9 protein-coding genes are annotated in these 13,805 nt (G+C 65.9%); 2 read left to right on the top strand and 7 right to left on the bottom strand.

Annotation, left to right across the window (positions count from 1 at the left end; all coding sequences use genetic code 11):
- Nucleotides 1–1,755: a flavin monoamine oxidase family protein gene (locus AC1DX5_RS22665; protein ID WP_478017477.1), complete on the bottom strand. Its 1,755-nt coding sequence runs from the start codon at nt 1,753–1,755 to the stop codon at nt 1–3.
- A gap of 316 nt (nt 1,756–2,071) precedes the next feature.
- Here AC1DX5_RS22665 and AC1DX5_RS22660 point away from each other — a divergent pair, with 316 nt between their 5' ends.
- Entirely contained in the window at nt 2,072–4,693 is a 2,622-nt protein-coding gene (locus AC1DX5_RS22660; protein WP_478017476.1) for a glycoside hydrolase family 3 protein, read from the top strand.
- Nucleotides 4,694–4,864: 171 nt separating this feature from the next.
- On the opposite strand, the gene AC1DX5_RS22655 is transcribed toward AC1DX5_RS22660, so the two are convergent.
- Complete coding sequence (locus tag AC1DX5_RS22655) at nt 4,865–5,842, bottom strand: MBL fold metallo-hydrolase (RefSeq protein WP_478017475.1); 978 nt, start codon at nt 5,840–5,842, stop codon at nt 4,865–4,867.
- Nucleotides 5,843–5,980: 138 nt separating this feature from the next.
- Between AC1DX5_RS22655 and AC1DX5_RS22650 the strand changes: the two genes are divergently transcribed.
- Nucleotides 5,981–8,119: a TonB-dependent siderophore receptor gene (locus AC1DX5_RS22650; protein ID WP_478017474.1), complete on the top strand. Its 2,139-nt coding sequence runs from the start codon at nt 5,981–5,983 to the stop codon at nt 8,117–8,119.
- On the opposite strand, the gene AC1DX5_RS22645 is transcribed toward AC1DX5_RS22650, so the two are convergent.
- The 5 genes from AC1DX5_RS22645 to AC1DX5_RS22625 form a co-directional block, all read right to left on the bottom strand.
- Complete coding sequence (locus AC1DX5_RS22645; RefSeq protein ID WP_478017473.1) at nt 8,113–10,020, bottom strand: asparagine synthetase B family protein; 1,908 nt, start codon at nt 10,018–10,020, stop codon at nt 8,113–8,115. The genes AC1DX5_RS22650 and AC1DX5_RS22645 overlap by 7 nt on opposite strands.
- Before the next feature lie 206 nt (nt 10,021–10,226).
- A complete protein-coding gene (locus AC1DX5_RS22640) occupies nt 10,227–10,931 on the bottom strand; it encodes a phosphocholine cytidylyltransferase family protein (RefSeq protein WP_478017472.1) in 705 nt (234 codons plus the stop codon).
- Nucleotides 10,928–12,016, bottom strand: coding sequence for an inositol-3-phosphate synthase (locus AC1DX5_RS22635; RefSeq protein WP_465169713.1), 1,089 nt, complete (start codon nt 12,014–12,016; stop codon nt 10,928–10,930). Before AC1DX5_RS22635 ends, AC1DX5_RS22640 begins: the two co-directional genes overlap by 4 nt.
- Nucleotides 12,013–12,897: a CDP-alcohol phosphatidyltransferase family protein gene (locus tag AC1DX5_RS22630; RefSeq protein WP_478017471.1), complete on the bottom strand. Its 885-nt coding sequence runs from the start codon at nt 12,895–12,897 to the stop codon at nt 12,013–12,015. The genes AC1DX5_RS22635 and AC1DX5_RS22630 overlap by 4 nt, the downstream gene beginning before the upstream one ends.
- Before the next feature lie 226 nt (nt 12,898–13,123).
- The gene (locus tag AC1DX5_RS22625) at nt 13,124–13,774 is read right to left on the bottom strand and encodes a DsbA family oxidoreductase (protein ID WP_465169711.1); all 651 of its coding nucleotides are present in this window, start codon (nt 13,772–13,774) and stop codon (nt 13,124–13,126) included.
- Between the last annotated feature and the right edge of the window lie 31 nt (nt 13,775–13,805).

Below are 13,805 nucleotides of genomic sequence, written 5' to 3'. Positions count from 1 at the left end.
TCAGCCCTCCTCGACGGCGCACAGGCAATTGGGGGTGATCGACGAGAGCATCGTCCCGCAATCGAAGCAGGGCAGGCAGGCGTCCAGATCGGTGCCGCAGCCGACACAGGGATCGCCGGGCGGGCAGGGGTTGGGCATCAGCGCGTAGCTCGGGTCGAGCCAGGTCGGCGGCGTCATGCCGAAGAAATCCTGCAGGGTGGATTCAGCGATGTCGAGCGCGCCTTCTACCCAGCCCTGGCCGAGCGAATAGGCCTCACCCACAATGTGGATGTCGTATTTGGCGACGGGCTTGCGCATCTGGCACATGATCTGGTCGAGGCGGAAATTTGCCTTCCATTCGTGCCAGCCGCCACCATAGGGATCCTCGTTCCAGGTGTGATAGACCGCGGCATAGGGATCGGGAATCTGCGGCAGGGCATGGACCTGCGCAACCTGGCGGTTGGCGACATCGACCATTTCGGCAGTAGCGCGGAAACCGGTCTTGGGCGCGATCGGGAGCACGTTCTCGACGCCGCCTTCAAGGCAGGCGGGGCGATAGCCTTCATAGGCCTTGCCGCGCTCCAGTCCCTTCCAGAAGGGCACCGTGCCGAGATCATTGTAGCTGGCCATGAGCAGCGAGTTGAGGAAGGGCTCACCGCTCGGCTGTTCGCCCTCGGTGCCGAAATAATAGACCTGGCGGACGGGGAGGTCGGTGACGGAGCGGCCGGCGACCAGGCCTTGCGAGCGCCACCAGGGGGTCTCGTACGCGAGCAGCAGCTTGAACGCGCTCTGGATGAGGACCGAGGGGATGTTCTTCTTGAGCCAGGGATCGTTGAAGAAATCGCTCTTGATCAGTTCCAGGCTGCGGCGCGGCATGGCGAGGATCAGCTTCTTGCAGCGGACCTTGATCGTCTTGTCGGTGTCGACATCGCGGGTCTGCTTCTCGTCGTCGGTATGCGTCTGGCGGAAGATCAGCGTGTAAGGCCAGTCGCCGGTGCCGAGGATGATCTCCTCCAGCCGGTGATTCATGAAGACGCGCTTGCCCTTGGGCGTCTTGCCGGGGAATGTGTCGTTGAACTCCCTGGCGAGCTGGATCGGGAGCTGGTCATATCCTTCCGCGAGCGTGAGGAACTGAGTCTCGTCGCTGTACTCGGTGGCGGGAAGCTGGGTGACGGCGCAGGCATTGGCGACGTTCGCCTCGTATCCGCCGGCGTCGCGCATGAACTGATAGCCCTCGTTGGAGAGCACGCGGAACATCAGGTCCCAGAAGCCGTATTTCCACATCGGCTTGCCGAACACCTTGACCTGCATCTGCTGGCACAGGCTGAGATTGGCGAAGCCGGGATAGAGGTTGTTCATCACCTGCACCTGCAGGTTGGTCGGGCCGAGGCCGCGTTCCGACCAGGCGAGGTTGTAGGGGACCTTGTCCGGATCATCGAGCTCGTGCAGCCGCAGGTGCTTGCCGCGCAGATAGAAGAGGTTGCAGTTGGAGCCCACGGGTGCGGGCGCCCCCATCGGGAAATCCTTGGTCTGCAGATTCAGGTGCTTGACCAAATCGGCGACCATGATGTGCTGGGTCGGGATATAGCGCATGCCGCCAAGCTCGGCCTTGACGTTGGGCAGGCCGGGTAGGGTGGTGGTGTAGAGCCGGCCGCCGATGCGGTCCGAATATTCGAACAGGCCGATCGCCTGCTTGTCGCCGCGATCCTGCTGGAGCCGCCACGCGCTGTACGCGCCGGACACGCCGCCGCCGACTATCGCCACATCGAGATCCATGCTGCCCTCCCCATTTCAGACACAGCGCGGCACGCACCATCGACGGAGGTCGAGCCGCTGATTTTTTCCAAAAAATGGTCTGTGCCGAACGAGGGGACGCTAGCGCTGGGGGTCCGGGGTGTAAATCTGGCCGGGGCGGGAAACGAAACCGAAACTGGGGCTAGTTGGCGCTGGGCGCGGCCGGAGAGCGGGGGGCGTTCCCGCGGGATCGGGGTTCGTGCTCTGGCTTTTTCGCGACGCGCCGATATCTCCACCGAAGGACTGGTACCGCTACCATTTTTTGGTTAGACCGCTCCAAAAGGCGGAGAGGGATATCATGAAATTCAAGCTATTGGCCGCAGCCGCGACGATGTCGTTCCTCGTATCGGGCGCCGCAATTGCGCAGGACGTGCCGGCGACCCGCGCCGCGGGCGGCAATGTCGAGCAGCGCGCAGCGGCGATCGTCGCGAAGATGACCCTGGAGGAGAAGGCGGCGCAGCTGGGCAATGTCGCACCCGCCATCCCGCGGCTCGGCGTACCCGCGTATAACTGGTGGAACGAAGGGCTGCATGGCGTCGCGCGCGCCGGGATCGCGACCGTTTTCCCCCAGGCGATCGGCATGGCCGCGAGCTGGGACACCAACCTGATGGGCAATGTCGCCGACACGATCGGCACCGAATTCCGCGCCAAATATGTCGAACGCGTCCATCCCGACGGCAGCACCGATTTCTATCGCGGGCTGACCGTGTGGTCGCCCAACATCAACATCTTCCGCGATCCGCGCTGGGGCCGGGGGCAGGAGACGTATGGCGAGGATCCGTTCCTGACCGGGCGGATCGGCACTGCCTTCATCAAGGGCCTGCAGGGCACCGATCCCGATTATTACAAGACGATCGCCACCTCGAAGCATTTCGCGGTGCATAGCGGTCCGGAATCGAACCGGCACCGCGAGGACGTTCACCCGAGCGCGCACGACCTGGAGGACACCTATCTCCCCGCGTTCCGCACGACGGTGACCCAGGGCAAGGTCCAGTCGATCATGTGCGTCTACAACGCGATCGACGGCGTGCCGGGCTGTGCCAATGATTTCCTGATGAACCAGCGTCTGCGCAAGGACTGGGGCTTCAACGGTTATGTCGTGTCGGATTGCGGCGCGGCGGCGAACATCTATCGCCCGGACAGCCTGCATTACCGCAAGACGCCGGCCGAGGGTGTCGCGGTCGGGTTCCAGGCGGGCATGGACGTGATCTGCGGCGATTATCGCAACCATATGACGACGGACGCGGATTCGATCGTCGAGGCCGTGAACAAGGGACTGTTGCCGATCGCGACGGTCGACCGGTCGCTGGTGCGGCTGTTCTCGGCGCGCATCCGGCTCGGGCTGGTCGACACGCCTGTCCGGCCCTTCGCCACCATCACCGCGGCGGATAACGACACCGACGCCCACCGCGCGCTCTCCCGCAATATGGCCGAGGCGTCTCTGGTGCTGCTGAAGAACCAGGGCAATCTGCTGCCGCTGGCGGGCGCGCCGAAGACCATCGCGGTGATCGGGCCGAATGCGGATTCGATCGATACGCTGGTCGGCAATTATTACGGCACGCCGTCGCGACCGGTGACGGTGCTCGACGGCATCCGCGCACGCTTCCCGCAATCGACGATCGTCTTTGCCGAGGGCACCGGGCTGGTCGGCCCGGCCGAGCCGGCAGTGCCCGACAGCGTGTTGTGCGTCGATGCCGAGTGCAGGACGCCGGGGCTGAAGGCGGAATATTTCGCTGGCACCAATCTGGAGGGTGCGCTGGTCGAGACAAAGACTCAGGCCAACGCCATCATCGAATGGAATGGCGACAAGGCGGCCTCGGCGCGCTGGACCGGCACGCTGGTGGCGCCGGAGAGCGGTGAATATCGCTTCCGCTTCGCGAGCGAGAATGGCTACCGCGTATATGTCGGCGACAAGATCGTCGTGGACGAATGGGGCGTGGGCGACGCGCCCTCGATCCTGTCGGGCGCGATCACGCTCGAAAAGGGCAGGAAATATCCGATCCGGGTCGAGGGCTTCCAGCGCGGCGCGCGGGGCGAGCAGCATCTCGTGTGGAGCCCGCCGAGCCAGAATGGCGACGATGCGGTCGCGGCGGCCAAGTCGGCCGATCTGGTGGTGTTCGTCGGGGGTCTTTCGGCGCGGATCGAGGGCGAGGAGATGAAGATCAAGGCGCCGGGCTTTGCCGGCGGCGATCGTACCAGCCTCGACCTCCCGGCACCGCAGGAGGCCTTGTTGAAGCGCGTGCAGGCAGTCGGCAAGCCGACCGTGCTGGTGCTGATGAACGGCAGCGCGCTGAGCATCAACTGGGCGGATGCGAACGTGCCCGCGATCGTCGAGGCCTGGTATCCGGGCGAGGAGGGCGGAAACGCCGTTGCCGGGCTGCTGGCGGGTGATTTCAGCCCGGCCGGGCGGCTCCCCGTCACCTTCTACAGGAGCGCCGAGCAGCTTCCGCCGTTCGAGGATTATGCGATGGCGGGGCGGACCTATCGTTACTTCAAGGGCGAGGTGCTGTATCCGTTCGGCCATGGGCTGAGCTACACCAGCTTCGGCTATGCCAATCCGCGGGTGCAGACGAAGGGCGTAGTCACCGTGTCGGTCGACGTGACCAATAGCGGCGCGCGCGATGGTGACGAGGTGGTGCAGCTGTACCTGTCGCATCCGGGGGTTGTCGGCGCGCCGGTGCGGGCGCTTGAGGGCTTCCAGCGCGTGCATCTGTCTAAGGGCGAGACGCGCAGCGTGACCTTCACGCTCGACGACCGGACGCTGAGCGTGGTCGACGACAAAGGCGTGCGCAAGGTCGTGCCGGGCATGGTGGATGTCTGGGTCGGCGGCGGTCAGCCGGTGTCGCGGCCCGGCATGGCGCAGGCGGCCGGCGTGAAGACCAGCTTCAAGGTAACCAGGTCGGCGGTGCTGCCCAAATAAGGATATCTGGCGCAGCTCTGGAAAAGGGGTTTGCCGCGGCGTGTGAGCCGATGCGCCGCGGCAAACCCCATGCAACCCCGCTATCGCCGGAAAGGATTTACCCGAGCGCCACGGAGCCGGGAAACGACCGTCGACGGAGATGCGACGGGTGCGATGAAGGTGCTGCTTACCTCAGAACCGGTAGACGCCGCCCGCCTCCGCCGCGACGAAGTGCGCGGCCGCTATCGCGGCGGCTTCCAATGCCGCCGCCAGCCCTTCGACCGGGGCATCGCGCGGTTCGTCGGTGAGCTGAAAGGTACCCCAATGAATGCCGAGCGCACGGGCCGCGCCGACGTCCTGCAGGATCGCCACTGCCTCGGCCGGATTGACATGCTGGTCGGCCATGAACCAGCGCGGCTCATAGGCGCCGATCGGGATCAGCGCGACGTCGGGCGCGCCGTGGCGGTCGCGGATGTCGCGGAAGATCGCGCCATCGCCATAACCCGTGTCGCCGGCGAACCACACAGAGCCGGCCGGGGTGTCGATCCAATGGCCCGCCCATAACGCCATGCGCCGGTCGCCCGGGCCGCGCGCCGACCAGTGGTTGGCGCGAGTCAGGGTCGTGGCCAGTCCGGGGGCGAGCTCGATCCGGTCGTGCCAGTCGCCGACCGCGATCCGGGCATCGGGTACCGCGCGCCGGACGATCGCATCATTGCCGAGCGGCATCACCATCAGCGGCGCATGCGCGACGTGCAGTCGGCGAAGCGTGGCGAGATCGAGATGGTCGTAATGATTGTGGCTGAGCAGCACGGCGTGGATCGGCGGCAGATGCTCGAACGCGACGCCCGGCGCGGTCACGCGTTTCGGGCCGACATTGGAAAAAGGGCTCGCCCGCTCCGACCAGACCGGATCAGTCAGCAGGTTCACCCCACCGGCCTGGATCAGCAGCGTCGCGTGGCCGATCATGGTGATCGTCAGCCGTTCCGGCGCGGGGTCGGGGCGTGCCTGCTCGACCGGCACCCTCTTCGGCCAGCGGGCCGGGCGTTCGCCGAGCTTCCAGCGGAGTATCTGCGACAGGGCGCGATCGGTGGCGGGCTGGCCTGGATTGAAGAAGCGGACGCCGTCGAAATGGTCGCTAGGCGGCGCGGTGAGATAGCGGTTCTTCGGCATCGCCGCGGTTCTGACGCATCGCGGCTTGCAGCGCCAGCGTCGCTTTCAGGCGCGGTATCGTTAATGATAATGCGATTGACTCGCATTATAACTATCCCCTAGCGGCCGGCGCATCACGTCAGCAAAGGATCCGCCGAAATGAAACCGTCCGTGCGACATGCATTGCTTGCGACCGTCTTCAGCCTGTTGCTGCCGGGCACCGCGCTGGCCGCCGGGCCGGGGGACGAGGATGTCCAGGACCGGGGGGACATCATCGTCACCGGCACGCTCGACACGCCGAGCGCGGCGGCCACCGGCCTGACGCTCACGCCGCGCGAAACGCCGCAATCGGTGACGATCATCGACCGGACGCGGATCAGCGATTTCGCGCTGACCAACGTCAACGATCTGCTGAACCAAGTGGTCGGCATCAATGTCGAGCGGGTCGAGACCGATCGGACCTATTTCAATGCGCGCGGCTTCGACATCACCAATTTCCAGGTCGACGGGATCGGCCTGCCGCTGCTGTGGGGCATCCAGTTCGGCGATCTCGACACCGCGCTGTTCGAGCGGGTCGAGGCAGTGCGCGGCGCCAACGCGATCATGACCGGCATCGGCAACCCGTCCGCGACGATCAACTATGTCCGCAAGCGCCCGACCGACACGCTTCAGGCCAATCTGTCGGCGCAACTCGGCTCCTGGGACCAGAAGCGCGTCGAAGCCGATGTTTCGGTGCCGATCACCGAGACGCTTTCGGTCCGGGGAATCGTCGCGCATGAGGACCGCGATTCCTATCTCGATTACAATCATGTCGACCGGAACGTGTACGGCGCGCTGCTCAGCTGGGAAGCGACGCCGCGGCTGAAGGCGACGGTCGGGTACAGCCGGCAGGACAATCGCGCGGACGGCGTGTTGTGGGGCGCGTTGCCGCTGACCTATACCGACGGCAGCCGGATCGATTTCCCCGTCTCCGCTTCGACCTCGGCCGACTGGACCTATTGGGACACGCACGACCAGAGTGTCTTCGGCGAGCTCGCCTACAGCTTCGCCGGCGGCTGGTCGGCCAAGGGCGTGTTCACCTACAAGCGCTTTACCGAGGAATCGAAGCTGCTCTACGCCTATGGCTATCCGGACAAGGCGACCGGGCTCGGCGTCGGCGGCATGTCGGGCATCTATCCGTCAACCTATGACCAGTATCTCGGCGACTTCACCGCCTCGGGGCCGATCAAGCTGTTCGGGCGCGAGCATGAGCTTGCATTCGGCGTATCGACCGCGCGATCGGATGGGCTGGAATATGAGAATTTCTCCTCCGATCCGATCGACTTCCCGGCGGTGCAGGACTGGGGCCGGGTGCAGGTCGCGGAGCCGGTCTATCCCGGAGCCTATCTCGCGGCGGATTATGGCGACCGGCTGACCCGCGTCTATGGCGCGGCGCATCTCAACGTCGCGGACAATTTCAAGGCCGTGGTCGGCGCCAGCGCGATGTGGCTGACATCGACCGGCACCTCCTATGGTACCGATCAGTCGCGCGACGACAGCGCGGTCAGCCCCTATGTCGGCGCGGTCTTCGATCTCACGAAGAACGTCTCGCTCTATGCGAGCTATACCGACATCTTCAATCCGCAGGCCGAGACCGGCATCGACAACCGCAAGCTCGATCCCGCGGCGGGCAGCAGCATCGAAGGCGGCATCAAGAGCGAATGGTTCGGCGGTCGGCTCTACGCCACCGCATCGCTGTTCCGCGCCAGGCAGAAGGGCCTCGCCTCGGCGATCGGCACCTATGGCGATCCGGACGGCCCATGTCCGGAAGGCCCGATCGGCGACACCTGCTATGCCGGGGTCGATACGACATCGAAAGGATTCGAGATCGAGGTCGCCGGGCGGATCACCGATCGCTGGAGCGTGAGCGGCGGCTATACCGGGCTGAAGATCGAAGATCAGGCGGGCAACAGGGTACGCACCTATCTGCCCACCAAAACGCTGAAGCTCGCCACCAATTATGTCCTGCCTGAGTTCAACGATCTGAGGTTCGGCGCGCAACTGCGCTGGCAGAATGCGATCAGTTATGCCGATGCCGGCGTACAGGCCTACGGCGTGGTCAACGGCGACGTGATCCTGAAGCAGGAAGCTTATGCGGTGGTCGACCTGATGGCGGGCATTCGCCTGATCGACCGGGTGCGCGCGACGGTGAATGTGCGCAACGTGACGGACAGGAAATATCTCGGCAGCCTGATGTGGGGCCAGGCCTTTTACGCTGCGCCGCGCAGCGCGAGCGTCACGTTGAGCTTCGCCTATTGATCCGGTGACGCACCGGCCTTGCGCATGAAATGACCGCCGGAGAGGCCGCGGAGCAGGGCGAGGCGGTATTTCGCGTGGATCTCGGGCGCGTTCCAGTTCCCGCTCGGCCAGTCGGCGATCAGGGTGCGCAGCATCGCCAGGTCGAGCGGACCCGCGCTGTCGACCGCGGCGGCGATCCGGTCGAGTTCCGCCGCTGCCTCGTCCCGGGCTCCGGCGAGGCCTTCGTGCCAGTCGGCTGCCTGGAGCCCCTTGCGCTGCGCATTCAGCACGGCGGCGGGCAGGCGATCGGTGAAGGCGTTGCGGGCGATCGCGCGGGGGCGGCCGTCACGCAGATATTCGGTCGCAGGGATGGACAGGCACAGCTCGATCAGGCGGCGGTCGGCGCTGGGGTCGCGCGTGTCGACGCCCCAGCCGGCGAGATAGCCCTTGTTGTAATTGCCGAGGTCAGCGCGCTGCAGCGCATGGACTCGCGCCGCGACGGGGTCGCGCGGCGGATGGTAGCTGAAATCGGCATCCGCCCGCCTGGCGCGCGCCGGGTTCACTGCGCTGTGGTCACGCAGATCGAGACGGCGGCCGCGGGTGCGGTCGAGCAGGCGCCACAGGCCGGCGGGAAGCCATGGCCCGAGCGTATGCGCGGCGCTGTTGCGCAGGGACACGCCGTTGCTCCGCAAGCCCCGGAGATGGCTTGCGAGCTGGATCAGGCGACCGCGGGCGAAGAGATCGGGCAAGGCGGAGAAACCGGTGAAGCTGAAGCTCATATTGCCCATCTGGCCGGTGAGCATGACAGGGACGCCCCGCTCCTTTGCCGCGTCCATGATCGCGTCCATCCAGGTGCCGTTGCACAGGTTGAGCACCGGACGGTCGAACAGCAGGACGTTGCGGTCGAGCGCGGCGAGCGGAGACCGGCCGCCGGTACGGACCAGCACATGCGCCATGTTCGGATAGAGCGCGGCAACGGCGGCGGCCATGGGGCCTTCGTCGGCGACATGGTTGCGCGGGACGGCGCCGTCATAGCCGGCACGGGGCACGGCGGTGAAGGCGGCGAGCCGGCCGTCGGGGGCGAGCAGTCGCGCGGCGGTGGCGGCGACGGCGCCGCTGTCCAGCCCGCCGCTGAGATGCGTGCCGGTGAGCCCGCTTATGCTCCTGAGCCGCGCGGCGACGGCGCGGTCGAGCTGTTCGCGGACCGCCTCGTCATAATCGGCGGCGGTGCGGAGCCGGAGGAGTGGCGGCGCGGGGTTCCAGTAACGGCGGGTCGAGAGGCCGGCCGGGGTGACCGCGACGACATGGCCCGCCGGCACGCGCTCGACGCCCTCGTAGAAGCTGCGTCCGCCGGTCTCGGGGAGAAGCGCGAGGAATTCGGTGACCATGTCCTGGTCGGGCCGGGGTGGGACCTCGGGCAACGCGTGCAGGCCCCTGGGCATCGAGGCAAAGGCAAGGAAATCGCGCCCGCGATGATAATGGAGCGGGCGCTGGCCGAGGAAATCGCGCGCGAGCAACAGGCGGCGGTTGGTGCGGTCCCAGAAGGCGAAGGCGAAGTCGCCGGCGAGCCGGTCGACTACGGCCTCGCCCCAGCGGACGAGAGCAGCCATCAGGACGGCGGCGTCCGACTGACGGTTCAGGTCGTGCGGCGGGAAGGCGAGGTCGCGCCAGAGATCGTCGCGATTGTCGAGGCGAAGATCGGCGACCAGGGCGAAGCGGCCGTGATCGATCACCACCGGGCCGGTGTCGAAATCATCTTCCGGCAAGGTCGAATGAAGATCGCGCCCCATCGCCAGCACATCGTCATCCCAGCAGACGGGCTTGCCGCTGCCGTAGAGCCGCTGTGCATCGAGCATCCGGCCGCAGGCGCCGGACAGGTCCGGACGGCCGGCAAAGCTCAGCATGCCGGCGAGGGCAGTCATCGGCCGGTGTCGGGCGTGGATGTGAGGCGCATTGGGAGAACGGTAGCGGCGTCTGGGCTAGGCCGGAAGCTCTCGCAAACAGGCATTTCCAACCCTTCTCCGTTCGCCCTGAGCTTGTCGAAGGGCTGTTCTTCCCTTTTGCCGCGAGAAAGGAAGAACGGGGCTTCGACAAGCTCAGCCCGAACGGGAGAGGGGCGCGAAGCCCGCTACGCCGCTTGCGAGGCCCAGCGCTCCGCCAGAACATGCGCCTTGGGGTCGTCCACGTCGATCCAGCTAATGCCCGTGCAATCCGCCACATGGGCGAGGCCCTGGCCGGCAAGATAGCCAACCCCCGCACTGAGCGATGGCGCCTCGAAGCGCTTCAGCGCGTCGAACAGGGCAGGGCCGATCGCGAACACGCCGGTGTCGAAGCAATCGAACACCTCGATGCCCTTGCCGATCGCGACGATGGCGTCACCGTCGGTTGCGACCCGGGTGACGTCCTCCATGTCGACCGCTTCCTGTTCGAGCAGCCGGTCGATGCCGAGGGTCAGGCCGCCCTGCGCGCCGATTTCGGCGAGCCGCCGGTAGAGCGCCGGATCGACCAGGTGATCGCACATCGCGAGCAGCGCGTCGCCACCCCGCGCCGCCGCTTCCGCCGCAAGCACGGAGACGCCGTTCGGTTTGCGATAGTCCTCGGACATCACGGTCTCGACCGTCACCGGCCAGTCGCGTGCGCCAAGCGCGGCGGTGATCGCCTCCGCGCCATAGCCGAGCACGACGATGACGCGGGTGATGCCCGCGGCGGCGAAGCCGGTGATGGCGTGTTCGAGCAGGGTCTTGCCGCCCACGACGCAGAGCGGCTTATAGGGTGCCAGCGCCCGCAGCCGGCTGCCTTCGCCGGCTGCGAGCAGGATCGCGGTGTCGATCACGCCGCGATGAATTCCTCGACGGCGATCTGGGCGAGGTCGTCGGTCATCTGCGTGCGTGGATGCTTGCAGAAATAGGCCGAAGCGCCGTCGATCGGGCCGCCCAGGCCGCGGTCGAGCGCGAGCTTGGCGCAGCGGATCATGTCGATCGCGACGCCTGCGGAGTTCGGGCTGTCCTCGACCGAGAGGCGCAGCTCCAGGTTCATCGGCACGCCGCCGAACAGCTGGCCTTCCATACGCAGGAAGCAGATCTTGTTGTCGTTCTGCCACGCGACATAGTCGGACGGGCCGACATGGATGTTCTCGTCTTCCAGGCGCTCTGCCGCGACCGACTGGACGGCTTCGGTCTTCGAAACCTTCTTCGAGGCCAGGCGCTTGCGGTTCGACATGTTGAGGAAGTCGGTATTGCCGCCGGTGTTGAGCTGATAAGTGCGATCCAGCTTCACGCCGCGCTTGGCGAACAGGTCGGTCAGCACGCGGTGAACGATGGTCGCGCCGAGCTGCGCCTTGATGTCGTCGCCGATGATCGGCACGTTCGCATCGCTGAAGCGCTTCGCCCATTCCGGGTTGCTGGCGATGAACACCGGGATGTTGTTGACGAAAGCGACGCCCGCTTCGAGCGCGCATTCGGCGTAGAACTCGCTCGCTTCCTGCGAGCCCACCGGCAGATAGTTCATCAGCACGTCGGTGCCAGATGCCTTCAGCTCGGCGACCACTTCATCCTTGGTCGGCTCGGCCAGGTCGGCGACCAGGAAGGTGCGGTCGTCGGCATAATTCTCCATATGCTCGGCGACGCCGTCCAGGATCTTGCCCATCTTCACCTTGGTGCCGGTCGGCTTGACGACCGGCGAGAAGATCGCGGTGCAATTCGGCTTGGCGAAGATCGCCTCCGCCACGTCCTTGCCGACCTTGCGCCTGTCGACGTCCCAGGCAGCGACGACCTGGATATCGCTCGGACGGTAGCCGCCGAGTTCCCAGTGCATCAGGCCGACATTGTCATTGGCGCCGTCCCGGTAATGCTCCAGGCCCTGCACCAGCGAGCTTGCGCAGTTGCCTACGCCCACCAGGGCGATCCGAATGCTGTTCATGGTCGATTGATATCCTTGGAGTGAATAGAAAAAGAAGGTGTGGCACCCACGGGTGCGGTTGCCGAGAACTGACGCAACAAAACGGCCTCGATATGGCGGTGCCAACCGATGCCGATGGCGGTGACGAGGAACAGGGGCACGAGCTCGAACCACCAGAACCAGCGCGGATCGCCGGAAAGGCAGGCGAGGAAGATCGCATAGACGCGGACATTGGCGGTCAACAGGATCATCAGGCGCATCGGCCCCGCCGCCCGTGCCGAATAGGCCGTGGCAAGCCGGGGGGCGATGGCGCGGTCCTCGAACAAGGCGTCGAAGCGAGTCGAGGCGCGATCGATCGAGGTGGCGATCCAGTCATAGGCCCGGACCACCAGATTGCCCGATCCGGCAACCACCGGTCCGCGCGCCAGCCCACGCGCGCGGCGGTGGAAACGGGCGCGTTCGCCCTCATACAGGCTGGACTGGACGATATGGGCGCCGCCGGCACCCAAGGCCCAGGCCCAGCCTTCGCCGGTGCCGATCGAGGTGGCGATGACGACGTAGATCAGGATGAACACGCCGTGATCGCACACGCCGTCCAGAATCCGGCCGATCGCGCTGGCGGTGTTGGTCGCGCGGGCGACCATGCCGTCGAGTCCGTCGGCGATCAGCCAGCAGATCGAGAGAGCGAGACCGACCACAGCGAAGCGCCAGTCATGCCATTGGGCATAAGCGGCGGCGGCTATGATTCCGAAACCGAGCCCCATCACGGAGACCAGATTGGCGGAGACGCGGTGCTCCATCGCCCAGGGCAAAAGGGCGCGCCCGGCAGGGTGAATGATCCAGAGGTTGGTAGGATCCTCTATCCGGCGATCCCGCGACCCGTCCGGTGGAGGCGTTGTCATGCGGACGTCATATATTCTTCACCACGCCGAAGTCCAAAGAATGTTAATGTAGCACAGGAAATTCGCGCCAGACCGTTAGCCCGGAATGTCCCGGAACGGGAGGAGAAAGCGGTAACAAGCCGTGATTCGCGCCAGAATGGCGGTGTCGATCCTGCAACACGCGTTGCGCCGCGCACATGTCCCACCAACGCATTCCCCCATTGTTGTCACCGCGACTCGGTGGCGTTCACGCCGTCTCGGCCGCGATCCTGCGCAATGCCTGTTCGAAGGCCTCGGGCGGCTGGCCGCCGGAGATGAGATAGCGATCGTCGATGACGATGGCCGGCACGGCGCTGATGCCGCGCGATTGCCAGAGCTGTTCGGTGCGGCGAACCTCCTCGGCATATTGGCCGGTCGCGAGAACCTCGCGCGCCGCCGCTGGATCGAGGCCGGCCTTCTCCGCCGCCGCGACCAGCACATCATGGTCGGACGGGTCCTGCTGGTCGGTGAAATAGGCGTCGAACAGCGCGTGCTTGAGTGCTGCCTGATGACCCTCGATTTCGGCCCAGTGGAGCAGGCGGTGCGCGTCGAACGTGTTGTAGATGCGGCTCTGGTCGGTGCCGCGCATGGTGAAGCCGAGCTCGGCCGCGCGGGCGCGGATCATCTCGCGATTGGCGGCCGACTGCTCCGGCGTGGAGCCATATTTCTCTGCGATATGCTCGACGATGTTCTGGCCCTCGGGCGGCATCGCCGGATTTAGCTCGAACGGCTGGAAAATGATGTGCGCATCGACCACGTCACTGGTCTTCGCCAGCGCCTCCTCCAGTCCGCGCAGCCCGATGATGCACCAGGGACAGGACACGTCGGAGACGAAATCGATCTTCATCGGGCGGGGCATGGGGAATCCTTCGCGAGCGGTGCGCCCCTCA

This window comes from Sphingomonas sp. P2_B6 (assembly GCF_056404755.1).
This window is presented reverse-complemented; position numbering and strand designations above follow the sequence as displayed.

Coding starts and splice junctions, on each gene's coding strand:
- AC1DX5_RS22665 (WP_478017477.1), bottom strand. CDS start 1,755: ATGGATCTCGATGTGGCGATAGTCGGCGGCGGCGTGTCCGGCGCGTAC.
- AC1DX5_RS22655 (WP_478017475.1), bottom strand. CDS start 5,842: ATGCCGAAGAACCGCTATCTCACCGCGCCGCCTAGCGACCATTTCGAC.
- AC1DX5_RS22635 (WP_465169713.1), bottom strand. CDS start 12,016: ATGAACAGCATTCGGATCGCCCTGGTGGGCGTAGGCAACTGCGCAAGC.
- AC1DX5_RS22630 (WP_478017471.1), bottom strand. CDS start 12,897: ATGACAACGCCTCCACCGGACGGGTCGCGGGATCGCCGGATAGAGGAT.
- AC1DX5_RS22650 (WP_478017474.1), top strand. CDS start 5,981: ATGAAACCGTCCGTGCGACATGCATTGCTTGCGACCGTCTTCAGCCTG.
- AC1DX5_RS22645 (WP_478017473.1), bottom strand. CDS start 10,020: ATGACTGCCCTCGCCGGCATGCTGAGCTTTGCCGGCCGTCCGGACCTG.
- AC1DX5_RS22625 (WP_465169711.1), bottom strand. CDS start 13,774: ATGCCCCGCCCGATGAAGATCGATTTCGTCTCCGACGTGTCCTGTCCC.
- AC1DX5_RS22660 (WP_478017476.1), top strand. CDS start 2,072: ATGAAATTCAAGCTATTGGCCGCAGCCGCGACGATGTCGTTCCTCGTA.